The organism is Kosakonia sp. S42 (assembly GCF_016624785.1).
Classification (GTDB): domain Bacteria; phylum Pseudomonadota; class Gammaproteobacteria; order Enterobacterales; family Enterobacteriaceae; genus Kosakonia; species Kosakonia cowanii.
Genome location: NZ_JACVTW010000007.1, coordinates 144,459 through 170,694, shown reverse-complemented (window position 1 = coordinate 170,694; position 26,236 = coordinate 144,459). Strand labels below are relative to the sequence as shown.

General features: G+C 55.3%; 25 protein-coding genes. 15 read left to right on the top strand and 10 right to left on the bottom strand.

Going from position 1 to position 26,236, the window contains the following annotated elements:
• Nucleotides 1-233 precede the first annotated feature (233 nt).
• The 8 genes from IAE50_RS11585 to trmL all read left to right on the top strand — a co-directional run bounded on the left by IAE50_RS11585 (nucleotide 234) and on the right by trmL (nucleotide 8,819).
• On the top strand, nucleotides 234-2,147 hold the full coding sequence (locus tag IAE50_RS11585; RefSeq protein ID WP_042718655.1) for a PTS mannitol transporter subunit IICBA: 1,914 nt from the start codon (nucleotides 234-236) through the stop codon (nucleotides 2,145-2,147).
• 94 nt (nucleotides 2,148-2,241) lie between these two features.
• Nucleotides 2,242-3,405: a mannitol-1-phosphate 5-dehydrogenase gene (gene mtlD, locus IAE50_RS11580; protein ID WP_083699459.1), complete on the top strand. Its 1,164-nt coding sequence runs from the start codon at nucleotides 2,242-2,244 to the stop codon at nucleotides 3,403-3,405.
• Complete coding sequence (mtlR, locus tag IAE50_RS11575) at nucleotides 3,405-3,992, top strand: mannitol operon repressor MtlR (protein WP_076770295.1); 588 nt, start codon at nucleotides 3,405-3,407, stop codon at nucleotides 3,990-3,992. The genes mtlD and mtlR overlap by 1 nt, the downstream gene beginning before the upstream one ends.
• Before the next feature lie 54 nt (nucleotides 3,993-4,046).
• Nucleotides 4,047-4,409 (top strand): YibL family ribosome-associated protein, encoded by a 363-nt coding sequence (locus IAE50_RS11570; protein ID WP_042718723.1) that lies wholly within the window; start codon nucleotides 4,047-4,049, stop codon nucleotides 4,407-4,409.
• Between the two features lie 261 nt (nucleotides 4,410-4,670).
• Nucleotides 4,671-6,326, top strand: a complete 1,656-nt coding sequence (gene lldP, locus IAE50_RS11565; RefSeq protein WP_042718661.1) for an L-lactate permease — start codon at nucleotides 4,671-4,673, stop codon at nucleotides 6,324-6,326.
• Complete coding sequence (gene lldR / locus IAE50_RS11560) at nucleotides 6,323-7,099, top strand: transcriptional regulator LldR (RefSeq protein ID WP_200580306.1); 777 nt, start codon at nucleotides 6,323-6,325, stop codon at nucleotides 7,097-7,099. The genes lldP and lldR overlap by 4 nt, the downstream gene beginning before the upstream one ends.
• A complete protein-coding gene (gene lldD / locus IAE50_RS11555; RefSeq protein WP_076769328.1) occupies nucleotides 7,096-8,283 on the top strand; it encodes an FMN-dependent L-lactate dehydrogenase LldD in 1,188 nt (395 codons plus the stop codon). Before lldR ends, lldD begins: the two co-directional genes overlap by 4 nt.
• A 62-nt stretch (nucleotides 8,284-8,345) precedes the next feature.
• Nucleotides 8,346-8,819 carry a tRNA (uridine(34)/cytosine(34)/5-carboxymethylaminomethyluridine(34)-2'-O)-methyltransferase TrmL gene (trmL, locus tag IAE50_RS11550; protein WP_200580305.1) on the top strand — a complete coding sequence of 158 codons (474 nt, stop codon included), beginning with the start codon at nucleotides 8,346-8,348 and terminating at the stop codon, nucleotides 8,817-8,819.
• 208 nt (nucleotides 8,820-9,027) lie between these two features.
• Here the strand turns inward: trmL and cysE are convergent, their stop codons facing one another.
• The 5 genes from cysE to IAE50_RS11525 all read right to left on the bottom strand — a co-directional run bounded on the left by cysE (nucleotide 9,028) and on the right by IAE50_RS11525 (nucleotide 12,179).
• Nucleotides 9,028-9,849: a serine O-acetyltransferase gene (gene cysE / locus IAE50_RS11545; protein WP_042718667.1), complete on the bottom strand. Its 822-nt coding sequence runs from the start codon at nucleotides 9,847-9,849 to the stop codon at nucleotides 9,028-9,030.
• An 83-nt stretch (nucleotides 9,850-9,932) separates the two neighbouring features.
• On the bottom strand, nucleotides 9,933-10,943 hold the full coding sequence (gene gpsA, locus IAE50_RS11540) for an NAD(P)H-dependent glycerol-3-phosphate dehydrogenase (RefSeq protein ID WP_042718668.1): 1,011 nt from the start codon (nucleotides 10,941-10,943) through the stop codon (nucleotides 9,933-9,935).
• On the bottom strand, nucleotides 10,943-11,410 hold the full coding sequence (gene secB / locus IAE50_RS11535) for a protein-export chaperone SecB (protein WP_042718670.1): 468 nt from the start codon (nucleotides 11,408-11,410) through the stop codon (nucleotides 10,943-10,945). The genes gpsA and secB overlap by 1 nt, the downstream gene beginning before the upstream one ends.
• A 39-nt stretch (nucleotides 11,411-11,449) precedes the next feature.
• Nucleotides 11,450-11,701, bottom strand: a complete 252-nt coding sequence (grxC, locus tag IAE50_RS11530; RefSeq protein WP_042718672.1) for a glutaredoxin 3 — start codon at nucleotides 11,699-11,701, stop codon at nucleotides 11,450-11,452.
• Nucleotides 11,702-11,747: 46 nt separating this feature from the next.
• Entirely contained in the window at nucleotides 11,748-12,179 is a 432-nt protein-coding gene (locus IAE50_RS11525; RefSeq protein WP_042718673.1) for a rhodanese-like domain-containing protein, read from the bottom strand.
• 244 nt (nucleotides 12,180-12,423) lie between these two features.
• Here IAE50_RS11525 and gpmM point away from each other — a divergent pair, with 244 nt between their 5' ends.
• The 3 genes from gpmM to IAE50_RS11510 are packed head-to-tail and all read left to right on the top strand — an operon-like array spanning nucleotide 12,424 to nucleotide 16,175.
• Nucleotides 12,424-13,968 (top strand): 2,3-bisphosphoglycerate-independent phosphoglycerate mutase, encoded by a 1,545-nt coding sequence (gene gpmM / locus IAE50_RS11520; RefSeq protein ID WP_200580304.1) that lies wholly within the window; start codon nucleotides 12,424-12,426, stop codon nucleotides 13,966-13,968.
• A 9-nt stretch (nucleotides 13,969-13,977) separates the two neighbouring features.
• Nucleotides 13,978-15,243 carry a murein hydrolase activator EnvC gene (gene envC / locus IAE50_RS11515; protein WP_054802705.1) on the top strand — a complete coding sequence of 422 codons (1,266 nt, stop codon included), beginning with the start codon at nucleotides 13,978-13,980 and terminating at the stop codon, nucleotides 15,241-15,243.
• A 2-nt stretch (nucleotides 15,244-15,245) separates the two neighbouring features.
• Nucleotides 15,246-16,175 (top strand): divergent polysaccharide deacetylase family protein, encoded by a 930-nt coding sequence (locus tag IAE50_RS11510; RefSeq protein ID WP_200580303.1) that lies wholly within the window; start codon nucleotides 15,246-15,248, stop codon nucleotides 16,173-16,175.
• A gap of 8 nt (nucleotides 16,176-16,183) precedes the next feature.
• Here the strand turns inward: IAE50_RS11510 and IAE50_RS11505 are convergent, their stop codons facing one another.
• The 3 genes from IAE50_RS11505 to kbl form a co-directional block, all read right to left on the bottom strand.
• Nucleotides 16,184-17,218 carry a glycosyltransferase gene (locus IAE50_RS11505; RefSeq protein WP_200580302.1) on the bottom strand — a complete coding sequence of 345 codons (1,035 nt, stop codon included), beginning with the start codon at nucleotides 17,216-17,218 and terminating at the stop codon, nucleotides 16,184-16,186.
• A 288-nt stretch (nucleotides 17,219-17,506) separates the two neighbouring features.
• Nucleotides 17,507-18,532: an L-threonine 3-dehydrogenase gene (tdh, locus tag IAE50_RS11500; RefSeq protein WP_042718684.1), complete on the bottom strand. Its 1,026-nt coding sequence runs from the start codon at nucleotides 18,530-18,532 to the stop codon at nucleotides 17,507-17,509.
• Nucleotides 18,533-18,541: 9 nt separating this feature from the next.
• Nucleotides 18,542-19,735 (bottom strand): glycine C-acetyltransferase, encoded by a 1,194-nt coding sequence (gene kbl, locus IAE50_RS11495; RefSeq protein WP_042718685.1) that lies wholly within the window; start codon nucleotides 19,733-19,735, stop codon nucleotides 18,542-18,544.
• Nucleotides 19,736-19,949: 214 nt separating this feature from the next.
• Here kbl and rfaD point away from each other — a divergent pair, with 214 nt between their 5' ends.
• From rfaD to IAE50_RS11475, 4 genes are read left to right on the top strand one after another with little or no spacing between them, the layout of a single operon-like run.
• The gene (gene rfaD, locus IAE50_RS11490) at nucleotides 19,950-20,882 is read left to right on the top strand and encodes an ADP-glyceromanno-heptose 6-epimerase (RefSeq protein ID WP_200580301.1); all 933 of its coding nucleotides are present in this window, start codon (nucleotides 19,950-19,952) and stop codon (nucleotides 20,880-20,882) included.
• A 2-nt stretch (nucleotides 20,883-20,884) separates the two neighbouring features.
• Nucleotides 20,885-21,931 carry an ADP-heptose--LPS heptosyltransferase RfaF gene (gene rfaF / locus IAE50_RS11485; protein WP_042718688.1) on the top strand — a complete coding sequence of 349 codons (1,047 nt, stop codon included), beginning with the start codon at nucleotides 20,885-20,887 and terminating at the stop codon, nucleotides 21,929-21,931.
• A 3-nt stretch (nucleotides 21,932-21,934) separates the two neighbouring features.
• A complete protein-coding gene (gene rfaC / locus IAE50_RS11480) occupies nucleotides 21,935-22,894 on the top strand; it encodes a lipopolysaccharide heptosyltransferase RfaC (RefSeq protein ID WP_200580300.1) in 960 nt (319 codons plus the stop codon).
• Nucleotides 22,895-22,904: 10 nt separating this feature from the next.
• Complete coding sequence (locus IAE50_RS11475; protein ID WP_200580299.1) at nucleotides 22,905-24,161, top strand: O-antigen ligase; 1,257 nt, start codon at nucleotides 22,905-22,907, stop codon at nucleotides 24,159-24,161.
• Between the two features lie 34 nt (nucleotides 24,162-24,195).
• On the opposite strand, the gene IAE50_RS11470 is transcribed toward IAE50_RS11475, so the two are convergent.
• Together IAE50_RS11470 and waaZ are read right to left on the bottom strand one after the other, a co-directional pair.
• Nucleotides 24,196-25,278, bottom strand: a complete 1,083-nt coding sequence (locus IAE50_RS11470) for a glycosyltransferase family 9 protein (protein WP_200580298.1) — start codon at nucleotides 25,276-25,278, stop codon at nucleotides 24,196-24,198.
• 26 nt (nucleotides 25,279-25,304) lie between these two features.
• A complete protein-coding gene (waaZ, locus tag IAE50_RS11465; RefSeq protein WP_200580297.1) occupies nucleotides 25,305-26,162 on the bottom strand; it encodes a 3-deoxy-D-manno-oct-2-ulosonate III transferase WaaZ in 858 nt (285 codons plus the stop codon).
• Nucleotides 26,163-26,236 lie beyond the last annotated feature (74 nt).

The window sequence follows — 26,236 nt, the reverse complement described above, 5'->3', positions numbered from 1 at the left end:
CACTGTTCTTTTTTTACACTCATTTTTTGTGACGTAAGTCACTATGAATGGTGGATAACCCCCAACACCAGCGTGATCAAGATCACATAAAAGTGTGTCATCTGGACAGGCTAACGATTCGGTGCCAGATTCCGCATCACAGACAATTCAGGTCCGGCTACCTCTGCCGCCACATTAACAATAAACCTCGGGCTTCCGGCCTGTGCGCTAGCAAACATAAGAAGGGGTGTTTTATGTCATCCGATATCAAGATCAAGGTGCAAAGCTTTGGTCGTTTCCTGAGCAATATGGTGATGCCGAATATCGGCGCCTTTATCGCGTGGGGGATTATCACCGCCCTGTTTATTCCGACAGGATGGTTACCTAACGAGACGCTGGCGAAACTCGTCGGCCCGATGATTACCTATCTGCTGCCACTGCTGATCGGCTTTACCGGTGGTCGTCTGGTAGGCGGCGATCGCGGCGGCGTGGTCGGTGCTATCACCACCATGGGCGTGATCGTGGGCGCGGATATGCCGATGTTCCTCGGCGCGATGATTGCAGGCCCGCTGGGCGGCTACTGCATCAAGAAATTTGACGCGGCCGTCGACGGTAAGATCAAGTCCGGTTTCGAAATGCTGGTGAACAACTTCTCCGCTGGCATCATCGGGATGATCCTCGCCATTCTGGCGTTCCTGGCGATTGGCCCGGCGGTGGAAGTGCTCTCGAAAGCGCTCGCCGCAGGCGTGAACTTTATGGTGGTTCACGACATGCTGCCGCTGGCCTCTATCTTCGTTGAGCCGGCGAAAATCCTCTTCCTTAACAACGCCATCAACCACGGTATCTTCTCGCCGCTGGGTATTCAGCAGTCCCATGAGATCGGCAAGTCCATTTTCTTCCTGATTGAAGCGAACCCGGGCCCGGGTATGGGTATCCTGCTGGCGTATATGTTCTTCGGTCGCGGTAGCGCGAAGCAGTCTGCGGGCGGCGCGGCGATTATCCACTTCCTCGGCGGGATCCATGAGATTTACTTCCCGTACGTGCTGATGAACCCGCGTCTGCTGATTGCGGTGATCCTCGGCGGTATGACCGGCGTCTTTACCCTGAGCGTGCTGAACGGCGGCCTGGTCTCTCCGGCTTCTCCGGGCTCTATCCTCGCGGTACTGGCGATGACGCCAAAAGGCGCTTACTTCGCTAACCTCGCGGCGATTTTCGCAGCCATGATTGTCTCCTTCGTTATCGCGGCAATCCTGCTGAAAACCAGCAAAGTGAAAGAGGACGAGGACGATATCGAAGCGGCAACCCGCCGTATGCACGATATGAAAGCCGAATCCAAAGGCGCTGCAGCTGCGCAGGGCACAAAAGATGTCACTAACGATCTGAGCCACGTGCGCAAAATCATCGTCGCATGTGATGCCGGGATGGGCTCCAGCGCCATGGGCGCAGGTGTGCTGCGTAAGAAAGTGCAGGATGCGGGTCTGACCAACATCTCTGTTACCAACAGTGCGATTAACAGCCTGCCGTCCGATGTTGATCTGGTGATTACGCACCGCGACCTGACCGAGCGCGCCATGCGCCAGGCACCGCAAGCGCAGCATATCTCGCTGACCAACTTCCTCGACAGCGGCCTTTACACCGGCCTGACCGAGCGTCTGGTGGCTGCCCAACGCCACACGACTAACGAAGCGAAGGTTAACAGCAGCCTGCAGGACAGCTTTGATACTTCCAACACCCATCTGTTTAAGCTGGGCGCGGAGAATATCTTCCTCGGCTGTAGCGCCACGCAGAAAGAAGAGGCGATCCGCTTTGCCGGTGAGCAACTGGTTAAAGGCGGCTATGTACAGCCAGAATATATTGACGCGATGCTGGAACGTGAAAAACTGACGCCAACCTATCTGGGCCAGTCTATTGCGGTTCCGCACGGCACGGTGGAAGCGAAAGATCGCGTCCTGAAAACCGGCGTGGTCTTCTGCCAGTATCCGCAGGGCGTGCGCTTCGGTGAAGAAGAGGATGAGATTGCGCATCTGGTGATCGGTATTGCCGCGCGCAATAACGAACACATTCAGGTCATTACCAGCCTGACTAACGCGCTGGATGATGAGACGATTGTCGAACGTCTCTCGCACACCACAAGCGTTGAGGAAGTGCTGGCATTACTGAACCAGTAATCCGCTCCACGTTCTCTCCTCTTCGGGGGAGAGGGCTTGGGTGAGGAGAACCCGCTGACATTCCTCACCCCAGCCCTCTCGGGTAAAAACATTGATAAAGGGTCATTCTATGAAAGCATTACATTTTGGCGCAGGTAATATCGGACGTGGCTTTATCGGCAAGCTGTTGGCCGACGCGGGGATTGAACTGACGTTCGCCGATGTTAATCAGGTGGTTCTGGACGCCCTCAACGCCCGTCATAGCTATCAGGTTCACGTAGTCGGTGAACAAGAGCAGGTGGATACCGTCTCTGGCGTCAATGCGGTGAGCAGCATCGGCGATGAAGTTGTCGATCTGATTGCGCAGGTGGATTTAGTTACTACCGCTGTTGGCCCGGTCGTGCTGGAGCGTATCGCCCCGGCGGTTGCCAAAGGGCTGGTAAAACGTAAGGCGCAGGGCATCGATACGCCGCTGAACATTATCGCCTGTGAAAATATGGTGCGCGGCACCAGCCAGTTGAAAGGGCACGTTTTCGCCCAGCTGGCGGAGGAGGATAAAGCCTGGGTTGAGGCGCATGTCGGCTTCGTCGACTCTGCCGTCGACCGCATTGTCCCGCCTTCCGCCTCTGCCAACAACGATCCGCTGGAAGTGACGGTTGAGACCTTCAGCGAGTGGATTGTCGATAAAACCCAGTTTAAGGGCGCGCTGCCGACTATTCCGGGAATGGAGCTGACCGACAATTTGATGGCCTTTGTTGAGCGTAAGCTCTTCACGCTGAATACCGGGCATGCTATAACCGCCTACCTTGGAAAACAGACCGGCCATCAAACCATTCGCGACGCGATCCTTGATGAGAAAATTCGTGCCGTAGTGAAAGGCGCGATGGAAGAGAGCGGCGCGGTGCTGATCAAGCGTTATGGCTTCGATGCTGACAAACACGCAGCCTATATTCAGAAAATCCTGGGTCGTTTTGAGAACCCCTATCTGAAAGACGATGTTGAACGCGTAGGGCGTCAACCGCTGCGTAAACTGAGCGCGGGTGACCGTCTGATTAAACCGCTGCTCGGCACGCTGGAGTACAACCTGCCGCACGCCAACCTGGTGCAAGGGATCGCCGCCGCAATGCACTATCGCAGCGAAGAGGATCCGCAGGCGCAGGAGCTGGCTCAGCTTATTGCTGAGAAAGGCCCGCAGGCGGCACTGGCACAGGTTTCCGGTCTCGACGCCGACAGCCCGGTGGTACAGGAAGCCGTCAACGCTTATCAATCCCAGGCATGATGCCGATATTGGCGCGGGAGATCCCGCGCCAGCTAACGAAGTTGTCAGATATGCAGGCAATAATGGAACACACCCAGGCTTTCGAAAACCGTGTACTCGAGCGTCTGAATGCGGGAAAAACCGTGCGCAGTTTTTTGATTGCCGCCGTTGAGTTGCTCAACGAAGCGATCAATATCCTCGTGCTGCAGGTGTTTCGCAAAGATGACTACGCGGTGAAATATGCCGTCGAGCCGCTGCTGGACGGCGACGGTCCGCTGGGCAATTTGTCTGTGCGTTTAAAGCTGATTTACGGCCTCGGGGTTATCTCGCGGGCCGAGTATGAAGATGCCGAGCTGCTGATGGCGCTGCGCGAAGAGCTGAACCATGATGGCACCGAGTACGCCTTCACCGATGATGAGATCCTCGGGCCGTTTGGCGAGCTGCACTGCGTCGCCGCCCTGCCGCCTCAGCCTGTGTTCGATACCAGCGATGCAGATTTTTTCGCCATGCAAAAACAGCGTTATCAGCAGGTGGTGCGCTCCACCATGGTGCTTTCGCTGACCGAGCTGATCTCACGGATCAGCTTAAAAAAAGCATTCCAGAAGTAATCCCCTCCTGAAGTGTTGTATCCTTGCACTTTGTTCCTGAAGAAAATGCCTATCATGAAAGAAGTCGAAAAAAACGAAATTAAACGTCTGAGCGACCGTCTCGACGCGATCCGCCACCAGCAGGCGGAGCTCTCTCTGGTTGATGCGGCTGAGAAGTACGCCGAACTGGAAAAAGAGAAGACCACGCTGGAAACCGAAATCGCCCGTCTGCGCGACCAGTACAGCCAGAAGCTGAGTAAAGAGGCGCAGAAGCTGACGCAAATGCGCTACAGCCGCCCGATTACCAAGAAAGAGCAGGCCGATCTCGGCAAGTTGAAAAAAAGCGTGCGCGGGATTGTCGTGGTTCACCCGATGACGGCGCTGGGCCGTGAAATGGGCCTCGACGCGATGACCGGTTTCGCCAACACCGAGTTCTGATAGCTTCTCTCCGCCCCGCCTCCCTTGAGCGCGCGGGCGGCCTTAATTGGCCCTACCAATTCCACCCGCTTTTTCTCCGCGCTTCACAGTTCCACTAAATGCCTTCACAGCCTGATTGCCACGCCGCAACATTTGGATAACCATTCGTTATCACAAATCCTACACAACCCCATTGGCAGGACCACTTTTACAAAACCTGTGAGACAGAGCTAAGCAGAGACTTATCGCTCGCGGTTTTGCCGTGGTTCTCAGGAGACCTGCATGACGCTCTGGCAACAGAACTATGACCCGGCTGGTAATCTCTGGCTTTCCAGCCTCATCGCATCGCTTCCGATCCTGTTCTTCTTTTTCGCGCTGATAAAACTGAAGCTGAAAGGCTACGTTGCCGCAAGCTGGACCGTCGCCATCGCCCTTGCCGTTGCGCTGCTGTTCTACAAAATGCCGGTGGATCGCGCGCTGGCGTCGGTGGTGTACGGCTTTTTCTATGGCCTGTGGCCCATTGCGTGGATCATTATCGCCGCCGTCTTTGTCTATAAGATCTCCGTCAAAACCGGCCAGTTCGACATTATTCGCTCGTCGATTCTCTCCATTACGCCAGACCAGCGTTTGCAGATGCTGATTGTCGGCTTCTCGTTTGGCGCGTTTCTGGAAGGGGCCGCCGGCTTTGGTGCGCCGGTGGCGATCACCGCCGCCCTGCTGGTGGGGCTGGGCTTTAACCCGCTCTATGCCGCCGGGCTGTGCCTGATTGTGAATACCGCGCCGGTGGCCTTCGGTGCGATGGGGATTCCGATTCTGGTTGCCGGCCAGGTGACCGGGCTGGACAGCTTCGAAATCGGCCAGATGGTGGGCCGCCAGCTCCCCTTCCTGACCATTATTGTGCTCTTCTGGATCATGGCGATTATGGATGGCTGGCGCGGGGTGAAAGAGACCTGGCCTGCGGTAGTGGTTGCCGGGGGGTCGTTTGCCATTGCGCAGTATCTCAGCTCTAACTTTATCGGCCCGGAGCTGCCGGATATCATCTCCTCGCTGGTGTCGCTGGTCTGCCTGACGCTGTTCCTCAAGCGCTGGAAGCCAGTGCGCATTTTCCGCTTTGGTGATATGGGCGCGTCGCAGGTCGATCTCGATCTCTCCCGCACGAAATACAGCGCCGGGCAGATCCTGCGAGCCTGGTCGCCGTTCCTGTTCCTGACCGCAACCGTGACGCTGTGGAGTGTTCCGCCCTTTAAAGCGCTCTTTGCGCCGGGTGGCGCGCTTTACGACTGGGTGTTTAATATCTCCGTGCCGCACCTTGATAAGCTGGTGGCGCGCATGCCGCCGGTGGTGAACGCCGCCACGCCGTATGCGGCGGTCTATAAGTTCGATTGGTTCTCTGCCACCGGCACCGCCATTCTCTTTGCGGCAATCCTCTCGATTGTGTGGCTGAAGATGAAACCGAAGGATGCCATCACCACCTTTGCCGGTACGCTGAAAGAGCTGGCGCTGCCCATCTACTCTATCGGTATGGTGCTGGCCTTCGCCTTTATCTCCAACTACTCGGGCCTGTCGTCGACGCTGGCATTAGCGCTGGCGCACACCGGCAGCGCATTTACCTTTTTCTCGCCGTTCCTCGGTTGGCTGGGGGTCTTTTTAACCGGCTCTGACACCTCATCAAACGCGCTGTTTGCCGCGCTGCAAGCCACGGCTGCGCAGCAGATTGGCGTCTCGGATGTGCTGATGGTAGCGGCTAACACCACCGGCGGCGTGACCGGCAAGATGATCTCACCGCAATCCATCGCTATCGCCTGTGCGGCGGTGGGGCTGGTGGGCAAAGAGTCCGATCTCTTCCGCTTTACCGTCAAACACAGCCTGATATTCACCTGTATGGTCGGCGTGATCACCACCTTGCAGGCTTATGTGCTGACCTGGATGATCCCATGAACGTATTACCCAGACGCCTGGCTGACGAGGTCGCTGACCGCGTACGGGCGTTAATTGCAGAACAACAGCTGGAAGCGGGCATGAAGTTGCCCGCCGAGCGCCAGCTTGCCGTGCAGCTTGGCGTGTCGCGCAACTCCTTACGCGAAGCGCTGGCAATGCTGGTCAGCGAAGGCGTGCTGTTAAGCCGCCGCGGGGGTGGAACCTTTGTGCGCTGGCAGCATGAGGCCTGGTCGGAGCAGAACATCGTCCAGCCGCTGAAAACGCTGCTCAATGACGACCCCGATTACAGCTTTGATATTCTCGAAGCCCGCCACGCCATCGAGGCCAGCACCGCCTGGCATGCGGCGATGCGCGCGACCGACGCCGATAAAGAGAAAATCGTGCTCTGCTTTGAGGCCTCGCAATCTGATGACCCGGATCTCGCCTCGCAGGCGGATGTGCGTTTCCATCTGGCCATCGCCGAAGCCTCACACAATGTGGTGCTGCTGCAAACCATGCGCGGTTTCTTCGACCTGCTGCAATCCTCGGTCAAGCAGAGCCGCCAGCGCATGTACCTTGTTCCGCCGGTTTTCGCCCGGCTTACGGAGCAACACCGCACGGTAATGAATGCCATTCTTGCGGGCGATGCGGAGGGTGCGCGTCAGGCGATGATGGCGCACCTCGCATTCGTCCACACCACGATTCGCCAGTTTGACGAAGACCGGGCCCGCCAGGCGCGCATTACCCGCCTGCCCGACGAGCAACTGATTCATTTAAGGGAGAAAAAAGCATGATTATTTCCGCAGCCAGCGACTATCGCGCCGCGGCAAAACGCGTTCTGCCGCCGTTCCTGTTTCACTATATCGACGGTGGCGCCTACGCCGAATATACCCTGCGCCGCAACGTCGAGGATTTATCGCAGGTCGCGCTCCGCCAGCGGGTGCTGAAGAATATGTCCGACCTGAGTCTTGAGACCACGCTGTTCAAGGAGCAGCTCTCAATGCCGGTGGCGCTGGCACCGGTCGGGCTGTGCGGGATGTATGCCCGGCGCGGCGAAGTGCAGGCCGCAGGCGCAGCAGATGCCAAAGGCATCCCCTTCACCCTGTCGACCGTCTCCGTCTGCCCGATTGAAGAGGTGGCACCAACCATTAAGCGCCCGATGTGGTTCCAGCTTTACGTGCTGCGCGATCGCGGCTTTATGCGCAACGCGCTGGAGCGGGCAAAGGCAGCGGGCTGTTCCACGCTGGTCTTTACCGTCGATATGCCAACGCCCGGCGCGCGTTATCGCGATGCGCACTCCGGGATGAGCGGGCCAAACGCCGCGCTGCGCCGCTACTGGCAGTCGGTGATGCATCCGCAATGGGCATGGGATGTGGGCGTCAATGGCCGTCCTCACGACCTGGGCAATATCTCTGCGTACCTCGGGAAGCCAACCGGGCTGGAGGATTATATTGGCTGGCTGGCGAACAACTTCGATCCCTCTATCTCGTGGAAGGACCTGGAGTGGATCCGCGAATTCTGGGATGGCCCGATGGTGATCAAAGGGATCCTCGACCCGGAAGATGCCCGCGACGCGGTGCGTTTTGGCGCAGATGGGATCGTCGTCTCTAACCACGGCGGTCGCCAGCTGGATGGCGTGCTCTCTTCGGCGCGCGCGCTGCCAGCGATTGCCGATGCGGTGAAGGGTGATATTGCCATTCTTGCGGATAGCGGGATTCGTAACGGCCTTGATGTGGTGCGGATGATTGCGCTCGGCGCCGACACCGTGCTGCTTGGCCGCGCCTATCTCTATGCGCTGGCGACACATGGCCGACAGGGTGTGGCTAACCTGCTGGATCTGATTGAAAAAGAGATGCGCGTGGCGATGACGCTGACCGGCGCGAAATCGATTCGCGAAATCAGTAAAGAGTCACTGGTGCAGGCGCAGAGCGAGATCCCCGCCGCGCTGGCACCGCTGTCGCACGGCGATGCGGCGTAGTAAAAAATGCTCTCCCCGCCCTGGGGAGAGTGCTATCCTGCCCCCGCTATTAAGGGGGCTGCATGCTGAACATTGTCTTATTTGAACCTGAAATCCCGCCCAATACCGGGAATATTATCCGCCTGTGCGCTAACACCGGCTTTCGTCTGCATATCATCGAGCCGATGGGTTTTACCTGGGACGATAAGCGCCTGCGCCGTGCAGGGCTGGATTACCACGAATTCACCGCCGTGCAGCGCCACGCTGATTACGACGCCTTTATGGCCGCCGCTCAGCCTCAGCGCCTGTTTGCGCTGACCACCAAAGGGACGCCCGCGCACAGCGCCGTGTCGTTTGCCGATGGGGATTATTTAATGTTCGGCCCGGAAACCCGCGGCCTGCCCGCCACCATTCTTGATGCGCTGCCGCCGGAGCAGAAGATCCGTATTCCGATGATGCCGGACAGCCGCAGCATGAACCTTTCCAATGCGGTATCGGTAGTGGTGTATGAAGCCTGGAGCCAGCTCGGATATCCCGGCGCGGTGTTGCGCAGCTGATGAGGTAGTTGGTTGGAATTGCCGGATGGCGGCTACGCCTTATCCGGCCTACGGGTAGCGGGTAGCGCGCATCAACCTACCGCACTTCTGGCGTTATTGGCGAAGGCAGGCTGGAGACGGACAGCGCGGAAAAACCGGAGCGTACACGTAGTACGTGAGGATTTTGAGCACTGCCCGGGTTCAGGCTGGCGAGTAAAATAGCCAGAAATTAGATACCGTCGCCGTACTCAAACCCGTGATTGGCTCCATTAAAATGCTGATCCATATCCATCGCCGGCTTATCGCTCTCTGGCTTGCCGACAATGCGCGCCGGAACGCCTGCGGCGGTGGTATGCGGCGGTACGGGCTGCAACACCACGGAGCCGGCACCGATTTTCGCGCCGCGCCCCACTTCGATATTGCCGAGGATCTTCGCCCCTGCGCCAATCATCACCCCTTCACGGATCTTCGGATGGCGATCGCCGCTGGTTTTGCCGGTCCCGCCGAGGGTAACCGACTGCAGAATCGACACGTCATCTTCGATAACCGCCGTTTCCCCCACCACAATTCCAGTGGCGTGGTCGAGCATGATGCCGCGACCGATGGTCGCTGCCGGGTGAATATCAACCTGGAAGCTCACTGAGACCTGGTTTTGCAGGAAAATCGCCAGCGCCTGACGGCCCTGCGTCCACAGCCAGTGACCAATACGGTGCGCCTGCAGGGCGTGGAACCCTTTCAGATAGAGCAGCGGCGTTGAGTATTTATCCACCGCCGGGTCGCGGGTGCGCACGGCCTGAATATCACAGGCGGCAGAAGCGATCATCTCCGGGTCTGCGGCGTAGGCCTCTTCCACCACTTCGCGGATGGCGATGGCGGGCATGATAGGCGACGCCAGCTTGTTCGCCAGCATATAGCTCAGGGCACTGCCGAGGTTTTCATGCTTGAGTAGGGTTGCGTGATAAAAACTGGCCAGCATCGGTTCACAGTCCGCCAGCGCGCGGGCTTCGGCTTTGATATTTTTCCAGACCAGATCCAGTTCTTCACACGGCATTGCTTACTCCAGACGAAATAAAAGCAAGGCCGGACTCAGCCAGCCTTGACGTGATAGTGATGAGAATCCCTGCGATTAGCCGCTTATTGCTCATCCTTGCGGGCGCGGCCCAACAGCGTTAATGCTGCCTCGCGCGCATTTTTTCCGCAATACAATACCTGATAAATTTCCTCGGTTATTGGCATTTCGACGCCGAACCGGTGCGCCAGTGCACGCACTTCTTTGGTATTGCGATAGCCCTCAACCACCTGGCCGATCTTCTCCTGCGCGCCTTCGACATCCATGCCCTGACCGAGCATCATGCCAAAACGGCGGTTACGTGACTGATTGTCGGTGCAGGTCAGCACCAGATCGCCCAGCCCCGCCATGCCCATAAAGGTAGCAGGATCGGCACCCAGCGCCGCGCCAAGCCGCGACATCTCCGTCAGACCGCGCGTGATGAGCGCCGTGCGCGCATTCGCGCCAAAGCCGATGCCATCAGACATGCCTGCGCCAATCGCAATCACGTTCTTCACTGCGCCGCCAAGCTGCACGCCAATGAAGTCCGGGTTGCTGTAGACGCGAAGGCTCTTGCCGCAGTGCAGCAGTTGCTGAAGATCGTCGGCAAACTGCGGGTCGGTGGAGGCTAAAGAGATTGCCGTCGGCATTCCCGCCGCCAGCTCTTTGGCGAACGTCGGGCCGGAGATCACCGCCAGCGGAATAGAGGAGCCTAAAACTTCACGCGCCACGTCCTGTAACAGACGCCCGGTTTCCGCCTCCAGCCCTTTTGTCGCCCAGACAATGCGCGCATCGCTGCGCATCAGCGGTTTGATCTGCGCCAGCACCTCGCCAAAGACGTGGCTTGGCACAACGACCAGAATGTCGCGGCTGGCGGCCAGCGCGCGGGCAAGGTCGCTCTCAAGCTCAAGGGTGTCGGGGAAAGGTACATCGGGCAGGAACGCCACGTTGCAACGGTCGCGTTGCAGCGTCGCGATATGTTTCGGGTCATGGCCCCACAGCACAACCTGGTGGCCATTTCTTGCCAGCGTGATGGCAAGAGCGGTGCCGTAAGAGCCGGCACCGATCACAGTCATTGCAGCATTAAGTGCGTTCATCAGGCATCCTGATGTTGTTCGGCACCTTCGCCAGTCTGCTGTTGCAGGTAGTTCATGAACAGCGCATCAAAGTTGACTGGTGCAAGGTTCAGCTGTGGGAATGTACCGCGGGAAACCAGGCTGGTGATGCATTCACGGGCATACGGGAACAGGATGTTCGGGCAGTATGCGCCCAGGCAGTGCGCCATCTGGGTGCCTTCGATACCGTCGATAGAGAAGATGCCGCCCTGCTGTACTTCGCACAGGAAGCCGGTCTCTTCGCCCAGTGAGGCGGTTACGGTTACGCGCAGAACCACTTCATACACGCCGTCCGCCAGCTGCGTTGACGCGGTGTCGAGGTCCAGTTTGACTTCCGGCTGCCACTCTTTCTGAAAGATGTGCGGCGCATTCGGCGCTTCGAAAGAGATATCTTTCGTGTAGATACGCTGAATCTGGAAAGTCATTTCGGTGTTGTTTAGCTCAGACATGAATAAGTAACCCTTAAGTGTTGTAGTGCTTAGAAAGCATTAACCTAACAGCGGATCCAATCCGCCACGCGCATCCAGCGCAAATAAATCGTCGCAGCCGCCGATATGCTGTGCATCAATAAAGATCTGCGGAACCGTGGTACGGCCACTACGTTGAATCATCTCTTCACGTTTTACCATGTCGCCGTCAATCGGCAGCTCGGCAAAATCAACGCCTTTGCTGTTCAGCAGCGCTTTTGCGCGGTGGCAAAACGGGCAGGTTGCTTTAGTGTAGATCTCAATATTGGCCATATCTCTTCTCCTGGTTTTACCCGTGAGCCGAAGCTCACCGGATAAATTATTTACCGCGTACTAACGGCAGATTTTCGCCGACCCAGCCGGATACACCGTCTTTGAGCACAAAGACTTTCTCGAAACCGGCTTTTACCAGCTCGTTTGCCGGGGTCTGCGCCTGCAGGCCGGTACCGTCTACAACAATAATCGGCGTGCTTTTACGTTTTTCAAGCTCACCTACATTATTGGCTTTGATCTCGCCTGGCAGCAAATTCACCGCGCCGGCGATATGACCTTTACGGAAATCATCGCGCTGACGTAAGTCCACAACCACCGCATCTTCTTTGTTGATGAGGCGCGTGGCTTCGCCACGGGAAATCACTTTCACTTTCGACGCGACGCCTTTGAAGGTCGTGTATAACACCGCGGCGAACAACGCAAGCCAGCCGATACAGAGTATCGGGTTGCGTCCAATAAATTGCATAATTTCTTGCATCTGGGGTAACAGCTCCCGACTAAGTGATTAAAAACCAGCAAGGAGTATACCTGCGCAGTTAGGCAAATACAGCCAGCGAGCGCGATGGATTGCATTTTCTGCGGCGTGTTACGAAAAAAATAAACAAAGCGATGTAAAACACCCCCTCAGGTGACCCCTTTCTTTGATCTTCTGCGGCTATTTGATCGATTCAGCTGTAGTAAAATTACGCAAATTTTTATCTTCAGAGCATGAGGTTGTCGCAATGTCGGTTTCAAAAAAACCTATGGTACTGGTGATTCTCGATGGCTACGGCTATCGCGAAGATCAGCAAGATAACGCCATTTTCAACGCTAAAACCCCGGTGATGGATAGCCTGTGGGCTAATCGTCCGCACACCCTGATCGACGCCTCCGGGCTGGAAGTGGGTCTGCCGGATCGCCAAATGGGCAACTCCGAGGTGGGCCACGTCAACCTCGGTGCCGGGCGTATTGTCTACCAGGACTTAACCCGCCTGGACGTTGAAATTAAAGAGCGCACCTTCTTTACTAACCCGGTGCTGCGCGGCGCGGTGGATAAGGCAGTCAGCGCCGACAAAGCGGTGCACATTATGGGCCTGCTCTCCGCAGGCGGCGTGCACAGCCATGAAGATCACATTATGGCGATGGTCGAACTGGCCGCCGAACGGGGTGCAGAAAAAATCTACCTGCACGCCTTCCTCGATGGCCGCGATACGCCGCCGCGCAGCGCGGAATCCTCGCTGAAAAAATTTGAAGAGAAATTCGCCGCCCTTGGTAAAGGCCGCGTGGCGTCCATTATTGGTCGTTACTTCGCCATGGATCGTGACAACCGCTGGGATCGCGTCGAACAGGCTTACGACCTGATGACCCAGGCCAAAGGCGCATTCACCTTCGACAGCGCCGTTGCCGGTCTGCAAGCCGCTTACGCCCGCGACGAAAACGACGAGTTTGTGAAAGCGACGGTTATTCGCGCCGCCGGCCAGCCCGATGCGGCGATGGAAGATGGCGACGCGCTGATTTTCATGAACTTCCGCGCCGACCGCGCCCGTGAAATCACTCGTGCCTTTGTTAACAGCGATTTTGACGGCTTCCCGCGTAAGAAAGTGGTCAAGCTCGATTTTGTGATGCTGACCGAATACGCCGCCGACATCAAAACTGCCGTGGCCTACCCGCCGACCTCGCTTGCTAACACCCTCGGCGAGTGGATGGCGAAGAAAAACCGCACCCAGCTGCGCATCTCCGAAACGGAGAAGTATGCCCATGTCACTTTCTTCTTTAACGGTGGCGTTGAAGAGCCGTTCCCGGGCGAAGACCGCATCCTAATCAACTCACCCAAAGTTGCTACTTACGATCTGCAACCGGAGATGAGCTCCGCTGAACTGACGGAAAAACTGGTCGCCGCCATTACCAGCGGCAAATATGACACCATCATCTGTAACTACCCGAATGGCGATATGGTTGGCCATACCGGGGTGTTTGATGCGGCGGTCGCCGCCGTGGAAGCGCTGGATAACTGCATTGCGCAGGTCACCCGCGCCGTTGAATCGGTGGGCGGGCAGTTGCTGATCACCGCCGACCACGGCAACGCCGAGCAGATGCGCGATCCCTCAACTGGCCAGGCACATACGGCACACACCAATCTGCCGGTTCCGCTGATTTATGTGGGTGAGAAAACAGTGAAAGCGCTCTCCGGTGGCAAACTTTCCGACATCGCGCCGACCATGCTGTCGCTGATGGGTGAGGAAATCCCGCAAGAGATGACTGGTAAGCCGCTGTTCATCGTGGAATAATCGCTCCCCATGAGGGGAAAGGCGATTTTTTCAATTACATGGGTCGGGCTCCGACCTCTGCTCTGCGCCAGCGCACTCAGCGCTGGCGCTTTGCTGTGCGCCGTTCCCGCCCACGCGGATGACCGCGATCAGCTCAAATCCATCCAGGCCGATATCGCCGCCAAAGAGCGCGCGGTTCGCCAACAGCAGCAGCAGCGCGCAGGCCTGCTCGCACAGCTGAAAGCGCAGGAGGAGGCCATCTCCGCTGCCGCCCGCCAGCTGCACGAAACCGAAAACACACTGGCAGAACTCAATAAACAGATTGATGAGATGAACGCCTCCATCGCCAAACTGGAGCGTCAGCGCGCGTCGCAGGAGCGCAATCTTGCCGCGCAGCTCGATGCCGCGTTTCGCCAGGGCGAGCACAGCGGTATCCAGCTCCTGTTGAGCGGTGAAGAGAGCCAGCGCGGTCAGCGTTTGCAGGCTTACTTCGGTTATCTCAACCAGGCGCGCCAGGAGACCATCGCGCAGCTCAAACAGACGCGTGAAGAGGTCACCTCGCAGAAAGCCGAGCTGGAAGAGAAGCAGAGCCAGCAGCAGACCCTGCTCTATGAGCAGAAAGCGCAGCAGGCGAAGCTGGAGCAGGCGCGAAACGAACGTAAAAAGACCCTTGCCGGGCTTGAATCCTCGATTCAGGAAGGTCAGCAGCAGCTTAGCGAGATGCGCGCTAACGAATCACGTCTGCGCGATCGCCTTGCCCGCGCGGAAGCAGCAGCAAAAGCCCGCGCCGAGCGCGAAGCCCGTGAAGCGCAGGCGGTGCGTGAGCGGCAGAGCGAGGCCAGCCGCAAAGGCACCACCTATAAGCCAACCGAGAGCGAACGCTCACTGATGTCCCGCACCGGCGGCTTAGGCTCGCCGGCAGGCCGCGCGATCTGGCCGGTTCGCGGCCCGTTACTTCATCGTTATGGCGAACAGTTGCAGGGTGAGCTACGGTGGAAAGGGATTGTTATCGGTGCGTCTGAAGGCAGCGAAGTCAAAGCCATCGCCGACGGGCGCGTGATCCTCGCCGACTGGCTACAGGGCTATGGCCTGGTGGTTGTCGTAGAGCACGGCAAAGGCGATATGAGCCTTTATGGTTATAACCAAAGCGCCCTCGTCAGCGTCGGTGCGCAGGTGCGCGCAGGCCAGCCGATAGCTCTCGTCGGGAGCAGTGGTGGTCAGGGCCGGCCTTCACTCTATTTTGAAATTCGCCGTCAGGGCCAGGCGGTCAATCCACAGCCGTGGTTGGGAAGATAGGTTTGCTTCAACTTCGCCGCATCGTGATTACTCTTGCCAGCGTGCTGGCGCTCTCTTCGCCGGTGTTTGCCGGCAAACTGGCCATCGTTATCGACGATTTTGGCTACCGTCCCCAGACAGAAAACCAGGTGCTGGCCATGCCGCAGGCGGTCTCCGTCGCGGTGCTGCCCAATGCCACCCACGCCCGCGACATGGCGACCAAAGCGCATAATAGTGGCCACGAAGTGCTGATCCATCTGCCGATGGCACCGCTCAGCAAACAGCCGCTGGAAAAAGATACCCTGCGCCCGGAGATGGGCAGCGCAGAGATTGAACGCATCATCAGTGACGCCGTGAATAAAGTGCCCTATGCCGTCGGGTTGAATAACCATATGGGCAGCGCCATGACCTCCAGCCTGTTCGGCATGCAGAAAGTGATGCAGGCGCTGGAGCGCTATAACCTCTACTTCCTCGACAGCATGACCATCGGTAATAGCCAGTCGATGCGCGCAGCGTCCGGCACCGGGGTGAAGGTGATTAAGCGCAAAGTGTTCCTCGACGATACGCAGAATGAGGGTGATATTCGCCGTCAGTTCGACCGTGCCGTCGCGCTGGCGCGCCGTAACGGCTCGGCTATCGCCATTGGACACCCGCATCCGGCGACCGTACGCGTGTTGCAGCAGGCGCTGGCAAACTTACCCTCTGACATTACGCTGGTGCGACCAAGCGACCTGCTTCATGAACCGCAGGTCGACAACTCAACGCCAGCCAAACCTGATGCACAGCCGCAGCCGCCACGTAATCCGTTCCATGTTGCGAAGGTGTGTAAAGCGAAGCAGAAGCCAGAGCCGGTGAATGCCAGCCGCTTCTTTAGCGTGGTGGGAGAGAGCATCAGCGAAAGTACGCTGGTACAGTACTTCCAGCACCAGTGGCAGGGCTGGGGCCGGAAGTAAGCAGCGCTCTAGTAGATTTTCACCGCTTTACGGGCAAGACGATGGTGTGACGTCGTCTTGTCCCGCCATTTGTATAGCCGAAGTGACCACAGCAGCGCCTGATAAGCGAGTTTAGGGCTACGGACATTAGTGACCAGACGTTTAAACATTCCTGATGCATATATTTCGGCAATCATACGCTTGCGAATTATTTCATCCGGCTCTTTTCGCACGGCATGGCATACGCGGAGTGCTTCATAAGTAATTTGTTGATGGAATTCGGGATATATCGTAATGCGGTCAGCGTAATCGCGATTCAATTTCTCCAGCAGGCGCGTAATTTTCATGTAATGACGCTGATAGGCGAGGTTCTTTAATCCCTGGCGCTTCAGACGGCTGACCGAACAGCCATGGAGAAAATATTTATATAACGATTGTTCGGTATAACGCACGCGTTTGGCGTTATACATAAATTCGGTGCTCCAGATAATATCCTGGTGATGAAGCCCGGGAATAAATTCAATACGATTTTGCTTAATGACATCGTGGCGATAAACACCCATCCAGACCACGTGCGTCCAGCGGCGGCTTGCCAGCGCCACTCTTAACCAGTCAGGCCCGCTGAGTACGCCGGTAGAACGAATACGATCCAGCGGAATGGATTGCCAGGTGCTGTCGTTCTGCCGATCGCACCAGTCCGAGTTACACTGCGCGACATCCAGATCGTCTTCCAGCGCCATTTTCATCAGCGTTTCATACATTTGCGGATAGACAATATCATCGGCATCGACGAACGCGATGTATTCACCTGTGGCATACGTTAAGCCACGATTACGTGCCACCGAGGCACCGGCGTTACACTGATGAATAAGCTGGATATGCGAATACTTCTTTGCGTAACGCTCTGCTATTTCAGCAGAATTATCAGTCGAACCATCATTAACAATGATGATTTCAAGCGCCGTCCAGGTTTGCGCTAACAGGGATTCCATGCAAGGTACAAAGTCATCGCCCGCATTGTAGAGGGGGATAATAACGCTAAGCTTACCAGGGCTATTCATCATTAATTACCTGATTCATTGTCATTACAGTGACTATTTTTAAATTGTTTTAATTAAGAAAAAATTAAGGTCGGTCAGATTGAGTAGGTAAATTCTCAGACACAGCGGTTGCGATTAAGTTTCATCGCCGGTGCGAACTAAGATTATTCAGAGTAGCCTGGGGAGTTAAAGGGCGTAATAAGAGTATTGCGTAATTGCGAAGAATTTATGACACTGACAAAAGTTTACATTTAATAAATGTGTTTTGAGATTAGTCGCAGAAAAAAGGGCCATTATCTGGCCCTTACTCTTTTAATCCCAGCTCAGCACGACTTTGCCGGATTGACCCGAACGCATCGCGTCAAATCCCTGCTGGAACTCATCAATTCCGAAGCGGTGGGTAATGATCGGTGAGAGGTCGAGACCGGACTGGATCAGCGCGGCCATTTTGTACCAGGTTTCGAACATCTCACGGCCATAAATCCCTTTGATAAACAGCCCTTTGAAGATGACTTTGTTCCAGTCGATCGACATCTCCGAAGGCGGAATACCGAGCATGGCAATGCGTCCGCCGTGGTTCATGGTATCGAGCATGGTGCGGAACGCCGCAGGCGCGCCGGACATCTCCAGACCTACGTCGAACCCTTCTGTCATCCCCAGCTCCGCCATCACCTCGGTGAGGTTCTCTTTAGCGACGTTTACCGCGCGTGTGACGCCCATTTTGCGTGCCAGTTCAAGGCGATATTCGTTCACATCGGTGATCACCACATGGCGCGCGCCCACGTGTTTGGCGACCGCGGCCGCCATAATGCCGATGGGGCCTGCGCCAGAGACCAGCACATCTTCGCCCACCAGATCGAAGGAGAGCGCCGTATGCACTGCATTACCGAACGGGTCGAAAATCGACGCCAGCTCGTCAGGGATATTGTCCGGGATTTTGAAGGCGTTGAAGGCCGGGATCACCAGGTACTCCGCAAAACAGCCGGGACGATTGACGCCTACGCCGACGGTATTACGGCATAAATGGGTGCGGCCCGCGCGGCAGTTACGGCAGTGTCCGCAGGTGATATGCCCTTCGCCCGAGACGCGATCGCCGATCTTAAAGCCTTTCACTTCCTGACCGATGCCAACCACTTCACCCACGTATTCATGACCGACCACCATCGGTACCGGAATGGTTTTTTGCGACCACTCATCCCAGTTGTAGATATGCACGTCGGTGCCGCAAATCGCGGTTTTGCGGATCTTAATCAGCAGATCGTTGTGCCCAACTTCCGGTTCCGGCACATCGGTCATCCAGATGCCCTCTTCCGCTTTCAGTTTGGATAACGCTTTCATTTCACGTCCTCAGATCACACCCAGTTGTTTACCAATGCGGGTAAAGGCTGCTACCGCGCGTTCAATTTGTTCTGGCGTATGGGCCGCCGACATCTGTGTACGAATACGCGCCTGGCCTTTCGGCACCACCGGGAAGAAGAAGCCCGTGACGTAAATGCCCTCTTTTTGCAGCTCGCGGGCAAAGTTTTGCGCCACCACGGCATCGCCCAGCATTACCGGAATAATGGCGTGATCGGCACCTGCCAGGGTAAAGCCCGCAGCGCTCATCTGTTCGCGGAACAGTCGGGCGTTGGCCCACAGACGGTCGCGCAACTCGCCGCCGGACTCCAGCATCTCCAGCACTTTGATCGAGGCGCTGACAATCGCTGGCGCCAGCGAGTTGGAGAAGAGATAAGGGCGCGAACGCTGACGCAGCCACTCCACCACCTCTTTACGCGCAGCGGTATAACCGCCCGATGCGCCGCCGAGCGCTTTGCCAAGCGTCCCGGTAATGATGTCGACCCGGCCCATCACCTCACAGTATTCGTGAGTTCCGCGGCCGTTGGCACCGACAAAACCGACGGCGTGGGAATCATCAACCATCACCAGCGCATCATATTTATCCGCCAGGTCGCAGACGCCCTGCAGGTTAGCGATCACGCCATCCATTGAGAAGACGCCATCGGTGGCGATCAGCACGTGGCGGGCACCCGCTTCGCGCGCTTCTTGCAGACGCGCTTCCAGTTCCTGCATGTCATTGTTCGCGTAGCGGTAACGCTTCGCTTTACACAGACGCACGCCGTCAATGATCGACGCGTGGTTGAGGGCATCAGAAATAATGGCATCTTCCGCGCCGAGCAGCGTTTCAAACAGCCCGCCGTTCGCATCGAAGCAGGAGGAGTAAAGGATAGAGTCTTCCATGCCGAGGAAATCGGCCAGCTTCTTCTCCAGCGCTTTGTGGCTATCCTGCGTACCGCAGATAAAGCGCACCGAGGCCATGCCGAAACCGTGGCTATCCATACCGGCTTTCGCGGCGGCAATCAGCTCCGGGTGGTTGGCAAGGCCAAGGTAGTTGTTGGCGCAGAAGTTGATGACGTGGCTACCATTCGCCACGGTGATATCAGCCTGCTGCGCTGACGTGATAATGCGTTCCTCTTTGAACAACCCTTCCGCACGTGCGGTTTGCAGATCGTTCGTTAACTGTTGATAAAAATCCCCACGCATCGCAATTCTCCAGACTGGGCAAATTTCGGCACATATTACCCAAAGCTATACGTTGATACGAGATGACGCTTCACTGCTTATCCGTTTTGCAGCATAAATCACGCATAGCCCTCCCCTTTCCCGGGGAATGGCTGAAGGGGCAGCAATGTGATGGTATGATAAAGTTATTCGTGTCTGAGATTGTCTCAACGCTTCATTTTGCAAAGGTACAGTTATGATCATCGTCACTGGCGGCGCGGGTTTTATCGGCAGCAATATCGTTAAAGCCCTGAATGACAAAGGCATCACCGATATCCTGGTGGTGGACAACCTGAAAGACGGCACTAAGTTTGTCAATCTGGTCGACTTGCATATCGCCGACTATATGGATAAAGAGGATTTTCTGATCCAGATTATGTCTGGCGAAGAGTTCGGCGAGATTGAAGCGGTGTTCCATGAAGGTGCGTGCTCCTCCACCACCGAGTGGGATGGCAAGTACATGATGGAGAACAACTATCAGTACTCCAAAGAGCTGCTGCACTACTGCCTGGAGCGCGAAATCCCCTTCCTGTACGCCTCATCAGCAGCCACTTACGGCGGCCGCACCTCGGACTTTATTGAATCACGTGAATATGAAAAGCCGCTTAACGTCTACGGCTACTCGAAAATGCTGTTCGACGAGTATGTGCGCGGCATTCTGCCGGAAGCGAACTCGCCGATTGTCGGCTTCCGCTATTTCAACGTCTATGGCCCGCGCGAAGGGCACAAAGGCAGCATGGCGAGCGTCGCTTTCCATCTCAACACCCAGCTGAACAATGGCGAGAGCCCGAAACTGTTTGAAGGCAGCGACAACTTCAAGCGCGATTTCGTCTACGTTGGCGATGTAGCGGCGGTCAATCTGTGGTTCTGGGAAAACGGTGTCTCCGGCATCTTTAACCTCGGCACCGGACGCGCGGAGTCCTTCCAGGCCGTGGCGGATGCCACGCTTGCCTTCCATCAAAAAGGCAGCATTGAGTACATCCCGTTCCCGGACAAGCTGAAAGGCCGCTATCAGGCGTTTACGCAGGCCGATCTCACTAATCTGCGCGCGGCGGGCTACGACAAGCCGTTTAAAACCGTGGCTGAAGGCGTGAGTGAATATATGGCCTGGCTGAACCGCGACGCGTAAGTATGAAAATTCTGGTCATTGGACCCTCCTGGGTAGGCGACATGATGATGTCGCAGAGTCTCTACCGCACGCTGAAGGCGCGCTTTCCCCAGGCGATAATCGATGTGATGGCACCCGCGTGGTGCCGTCCGCTTTTATCGCGCATGCCGGAAGTTAACGAGGCGATCCCGATGCCGCTCGGCCACGGCGCGCTGGAGATTGGCGCGCGCCGTAAGCTGGGGCATAGCCTGCGCGAACGGCGTTACGATCGCGCCTACGTGCTGCCGAACTCCTTTAAATCTGCGCTGGTGCCCTTCTTTGCCGGTATTCCGCACCGTACCGGCTGGCGCGGCGAAATGCGCTATGGCGTGCTTAACGATGCGCGGGTGCTGGACAAACAAGCCTGGCCGCTGATGGTCGAGCGCTATGTTGCGCTGGCCTATGACAAAGGCGTAATGGGCTCGGCGAAAGATCTGCCGCAGCCGCTGTTATGGCCGCAGTTGCAGGTCAATGAGAGTGAGAAGCTGCAGGTTTGTGCGACCTTCGACCTCGCGGCTGAACGCCCGATGATCGGTTTTTGCCCCGGCGCCGAGTTTGGCCCGGCAAAGCGCTGGCCGCACTATCACTACGCTGAGCTGGCGAAACAGCTTATTGATGAAGGTTATCAGGTGCTGCTGTTCGGTTCGGCAAAAGATCACGACGCGGGTAATCAGATTCTGACCGCGCTGAGCATTGAGCAACAGGCGTGGTGCCGCAATCTGGCGGGAGAGACGCAGCTGGAGCAGGCCGTGGTGCTGATTGCCGCCTGTAAAGCGGTGGTGAGCAATGATTCAGGTTTGATGCACGTTGCCGCCGCGCTCGATCGCCCGCTGGTTGCGCTTTATGGCCCCAGCAGCCCCGATTTCACGCCGCCGCTCTCCCACAAAGCGCGCGTGATCCGCTTAATCACCGGCTACCACAAGGTACGCAAAGGCGATGCCGCAGAAGGGTATCACCAGAGCCTGATCGATATTACGCCGCAGCGCGTGCTGGATGAGTTGAATGGTTTGTTGCTGGCAGCAGAAGGATAAGCGATGCGGGTCTTGATTGTGAAAACCTCGTCAATGGGCGATGTGCTGCACACGCTGCCTGCGCTGACCGATGCCGCGCAGGCCATTCCGGGCATCCGTTTTGATTGGGTAGTGGAAGAAGGATTTGCCCAGATTCCTTCATGGCACCCAGCGGTCGACCGGGCTATCCCGGTGGCGATCCGCCGCTGGCGCAAAGCGTGGTTTTCCGCGCCTGTTACGGCAGAGCGCCAGGCTTTTCGCAACGCGGTGAAGGAGAGGCAGTACGACGCCATAATCGACGCGCAGGGTCTGGTAAAGAGCGCCGCGCTGGTCACCCGGCTGGCGCATGGTGTGAAACATGGGATGGACTGGCACTCCGCACGCGAACCGCTGGCGAGCCTGTTCTATAAACGCCGTCACGCCATTGCGAAACAGCAACATGCAGTTGAGCGGACGCGCGAACTCTTTGCGAAGAGTCTGGGCTATGCCAAACCGCAGGCGCAGGGTGACTACGCCATTGCGCAGCATTTCACCTCCAGCGCTGCGCCAGCTTCCTCCTACGCCGTCTTTTTACATGCCACCACGCGAGATGATAAACACTGGCCGGAGAGTCACTGGCGCACATTGATTGGCCTGCTTAACGGCAGCGGTTTGCAGATAAAGCTCCCCTGGGGAGCCGCTCATGAAGAGGCGCGTGCGAAGCGGTTAGCGGAAGGGTTTGATTACGTTGATGTGCTGCCGAAGATGAGTCTTGAGAAGGTCGCACAGACACTGGCTGGCGCAAAGTTCGTGGTGTCGGTGGATACGGGCCTCAGTCATTTGACGGCGGCGCTGGATCGACCAAATGTCACGTTATATGGCCCAACCGATCCTGGGCTTATTGGCGGGTATGGAAAAAACCAGCATATATGCCGCGCGAGTGATGGCGACTTAGCCCATCTCAGCGCAGATACCGTTTTTAATGAGATAGCTTGTTTAGCATAAAGGAAAGTGAATGCCAGTCTCTATGAATGCGCAAACCTGGAAGGGGCGAAGTGAAAAAGCCGCCTTTATTATGGAATATGGTACGTTTATTTTTAGCGCCGTTACGCTGCTGGTAGCGATGGTAAATAATAATCTGAGCATGAAGTTATTTAATATCTGCGGCATTCTCGCGATATTAACACTCATTATTAAAGGAAGATCATCGAATCTAACCTGGAAAAGTTTCGCCCTTCCCGCGTCCATCCTGTTTATTGGCATTATCGATCTTATCTGGTACAAACTTTTTAAAGTTAATAACTCTCCCTTTCAGGCGACGTACCATAACTACATCAATACCGTGCGGGTCTTTATTTTCGGCTTCTTCATGGTATTGCTGGCCGCAACGACAAAAATTAAGTACAAAAGCAGCGCGCTGCTTTATCTTCTCTATTCCGTTTCGTTTATTATTCTGGGCTACGCTCTTTTCCAGAAACATTCTCTTGGCATGGATAGAATCGATTTTGGCATTGGTTCATCAACGGGCGCCGCTTACTCCATTATGCTAGTTGGTTTGATCAGCGCGGTATCTATTCTGTATACACCTAAAAGCCATCCGCTTTTATTTGTGCTGAATACAGTAATGGTTTTTGCTGCTCTGGTGATGACGCAGACCCGCTCATCCATTTTGATTTTTCCGGTTATCTGCTGCATAACGATCGTCACTTATTACCTTAAGAATCCGAAAAAACTCTTTCTGGGAATTTGTGGTTTCTTAACATTAATGATTGTTCTTGGCCTTGTTTTCAGCCAGTCAATTGCCACACGATACGATGCAGCCGTTAATGACATAAACTTATATCAGCAGGGTAACGGTGACACCTCTCTCGGTGCGCGGTTTGCGATGTACGAATCCGGCATGACGCTCTTTAAAGAAGCTCCGTTAAAATGGCGCTCAGCAGAAGAGCGTTCACAGGAGGTTGAAAGTTTAATCGCAAAAAATAAAACATTAAGTTCTGCGATGATATATATCAACGTCCACCTGCATAACGAAATTATAGAAAATGCCTCGCTCAAAGGTATTGTCGGCGTAATATCTGTTCTCTGTTTTTATGCCGCGCTGATGTTTTCTGCCTACTACTATCGTGCGCTGGGGCTATTTGCTTTCAGCCTTGCAATAATTGGGACTGGGTTAAGCGATGTGCTTATCTGGGCGAGAAGCGTGCCGATTATCATTATCTGCGGCCTGACGCTGCTTCTACTTTTCAATAAGATCCGCAACTCGCAATAGCATGATGAATTAATGGCCACTACGTGTGGCCATTTTACTGCGTTGCGTTCATCCTGCCCGCCATCAGGCTTTCCAGCCCGTTAACTAACGTGCGCGCATCGATATCAGAGACGAAATGCGTGGGCGAGATAATTTGCTGCGCATACTCATTATTTGGCGCCCAAATCAGCGGCGAGGGATACTCAACGGTACGGGCCTGAGGGTAGAGCGCCAGCATCGGTCGGTTAAAGGCTGAAGCGATATGCACCAGCGCGGTATCGACGGAGACAACGTATTTGCTGAGCTTCGTTAAGGCTACGGTGTAGATAAAATCAGGGTAAGGCAGCGTTTCGATATTGTTTACAGGGATGGACGATAAGTCATCCGGATGTCCAGTATAGATAATTCTCAGACCAGGATGGTGCTGTGCAAACCAACTGTGGATAAGCATCATCTGTTCAGATGAAAGACGGCAAATCTTCTTGGCACCCAGTGGATTGATAACCACAACGTCAGACGATCCTACGAACGCGCTTACCGCCTCTTCGACATCGGCCGGAATAGCGATATCGTAACGATAATCATCGTCGGCATCGCAGCCGAAAAGCTGTCGCACAATGACGTTCGTGCGCGAAGACATATGCTCATTCAACTGCTCATCATGAGGGTTGTAGCGCGAATAGTAGCGCTGGTACCATTTATCAAATCCCAGCACGTACGAATCCCGGAAGCCCGAGAGCAGCAGCGCGTGACCAAAGCAGGGAAACGTTTCAAAGGGATCGAGAACAACATCGAACTGCCTCTCTCTTAACTGGCGGCGTAGTTTAAGCGTTTCCGCCAGGCTGTTCGATTTTTTTATGAACAGCTGCTCGATATGCGGGTGCGCTTTAAGAAAAGCGTGCCCTGTGCCGCAGGAGAGAATCGATAACGTGATACCTTTTTTGGCCAGTATTCTGTAAAGCGCACTGAGCACAATCAGGTCGCCAATCTTGCTGTTGTCATGAATTAACAAGCAGCTCTTGATGCTTTTGCCATCTACATCAGTCCCCCTTCTATTTTTTAAAAATAGAGAGAGAAAATTGATTTTAATTTTATTGATTAAATGCTTTTTCTTCTTGTGGAAAGTTCCAAGGCGCATTTTTCTTACCAAAAAGGTGTTTGCCACTAGTTAGCAAAGGTGTTTGCTTTGCGTTCGAAATCAATTTTTTCATGCAACTCGTGACTGTTTTTATAATTATTTGTTTCAAGCTCACCGGGTTGAATGAAAGGAATGATGTCGTAACTAATTGCCGTGTCATCTGAAAGATTATAGATATTAATATCCGGAATGTTCGCCCGCATAAAAATGAAGAAAGGCAAAATCTTCGGCAGATCTTTACTTAATTCAGATGGCATTGGGTTACTGCTTTCGTCATAAAATCGGCGGCAGGTGTTCGTCAGATCAAGGCCTGAGCAAATAATTGCGCTGTATTGCAACGAATAGGCAATTTGAATCGCAGTGTAAGCCACCGTATGGCATGAACAATATCCCAAAGCGATATCTTTACTGAAGCCAACGAGGTGCCCTTTCTTCGACCATGGGATATTAATGAGCAAATTTTTATGCAGGCGGCTTTTCATCAGGAATTTTACCTTTTTAACCGCACCACCTTTTTCTCGTTTGTAGAAGGCGCGCAGTATCAGGCAATTTTCGCGCAGATAACGCTTATCCTCTTCTGCTGCCGCCTCGTACACATCCGCATTAACAATGGTAAAACGGCTGCTGCGGCTAAACTGATAAAAATCATCACGACGCTGCAGCAAAAAGCGGGCGTCCGTTAAAACATAAATTAACGGTGTAATATCATTCTCGATTAAATAGGCGGCAGATCCGTTGACCGCAATAATATCCCGATTGCGAAGAATCGACAGAGGCGTCTTCTTTGACGTAGGCCCAGAGAGAAAGATAACAATGTCATCTGAAGACTTGTGTCTTTTCAATCGTTCAACACATGCATGTGTAATATATTTAATATTTTTCATAATAAACCTGTTGGGATTAATACATATTACCGTTTCAGACTAACAATATGCTTATCTTTAGTAATGCGGGCCAG

What these genes read in the sequence shown, in the direction of transcription:
- lldD (WP_076769328.1), top strand. Translation starts at nt 7,096, where the DNA reads ATGATTATTTCCGCAGCCAGCGACTATCGCGCCGCGGCAAAACGCGTT.
- trmL (WP_200580305.1), top strand. Translation starts at nt 8,346, where the DNA reads ATGCTGAACATTGTCTTATTTGAACCTGAAATCCCGCCCAATACCGGG.
- grxC (WP_042718672.1), bottom strand. Translation starts at nt 11,701, where the DNA reads ATGGCCAATATTGAGATCTACACTAAAGCAACCTGCCCGTTTTGCCAC.
- cysE (WP_042718667.1), bottom strand. Translation starts at nt 9,849, where the DNA reads ATGCCGTGTGAAGAACTGGATCTGGTCTGGAAAAATATCAAAGCCGAA.
- rfaD (WP_200580301.1), top strand. Translation starts at nt 19,950, where the DNA reads ATGATCATCGTCACTGGCGGCGCGGGTTTTATCGGCAGCAATATCGTT.
- lldR (WP_200580306.1), top strand. Translation starts at nt 6,323, where the DNA reads ATGAACGTATTACCCAGACGCCTGGCTGACGAGGTCGCTGACCGCGTA.
- gpmM (WP_200580304.1), top strand. Translation starts at nt 12,424, where the DNA reads ATGTCGGTTTCAAAAAAACCTATGGTACTGGTGATTCTCGATGGCTAC.
- mtlR (WP_076770295.1), top strand. Translation starts at nt 3,405, where the DNA reads ATGCCGATATTGGCGCGGGAGATCCCGCGCCAGCTAACGAAGTTGTCA.
- IAE50_RS11525 (WP_042718673.1), bottom strand. Translation starts at nt 12,179, where the DNA reads ATGCAAGAAATTATGCAATTTATTGGACGCAACCCGATACTCTGTATC.
- rfaC (WP_200580300.1), top strand. Translation starts at nt 21,935, where the DNA reads ATGCGGGTCTTGATTGTGAAAACCTCGTCAATGGGCGATGTGCTGCAC.
- secB (WP_042718670.1), bottom strand. Translation starts at nt 11,410, where the DNA reads ATGTCTGAGCTAAACAACACCGAAATGACTTTCCAGATTCAGCGTATC.
- kbl (WP_042718685.1), bottom strand. Translation starts at nt 19,735, where the DNA reads ATGCGTGGGGATTTTTATCAACAGTTAACGAACGATCTGCAAACCGCA.
- IAE50_RS11570 (WP_042718723.1), top strand. Translation starts at nt 4,047, where the DNA reads ATGAAAGAAGTCGAAAAAAACGAAATTAAACGTCTGAGCGACCGTCTC.
- IAE50_RS11475 (WP_200580299.1), top strand. Translation starts at nt 22,905, where the DNA reads ATGCCAGTCTCTATGAATGCGCAAACCTGGAAGGGGCGAAGTGAAAAA.
- waaZ (WP_200580297.1), bottom strand. Translation starts at nt 26,162, where the DNA reads ATGAAAAATATTAAATATATTACACATGCATGTGTTGAACGATTGAAA.
- IAE50_RS11585 (WP_042718655.1), top strand. Translation starts at nt 234, where the DNA reads ATGTCATCCGATATCAAGATCAAGGTGCAAAGCTTTGGTCGTTTCCTG.
- IAE50_RS11470 (WP_200580298.1), bottom strand. Translation starts at nt 25,278, where the DNA reads ATGCGCCTTGGAACTTTCCACAAGAAGAAAAAGCATTTAATCAATAAA.
- lldP (WP_042718661.1), top strand. Translation starts at nt 4,671, where the DNA reads ATGACGCTCTGGCAACAGAACTATGACCCGGCTGGTAATCTCTGGCTT.
- envC (WP_054802705.1), top strand. Translation starts at nt 13,978, where the DNA reads ATGAGGGGAAAGGCGATTTTTTCAATTACATGGGTCGGGCTCCGACCT.
- tdh (WP_042718684.1), bottom strand. Translation starts at nt 18,532, where the DNA reads ATGAAAGCGTTATCCAAACTGAAAGCGGAAGAGGGCATCTGGATGACC.
- IAE50_RS11505 (WP_200580302.1), bottom strand. Translation starts at nt 17,218, where the DNA reads ATGATGAATAGCCCTGGTAAGCTTAGCGTTATTATCCCCCTCTACAAT.
- rfaF (WP_042718688.1), top strand. Translation starts at nt 20,885, where the DNA reads ATGAAAATTCTGGTCATTGGACCCTCCTGGGTAGGCGACATGATGATG.
- gpsA (WP_042718668.1), bottom strand. Translation starts at nt 10,943, where the DNA reads ATGAACGCACTTAATGCTGCAATGACTGTGATCGGTGCCGGCTCTTAC.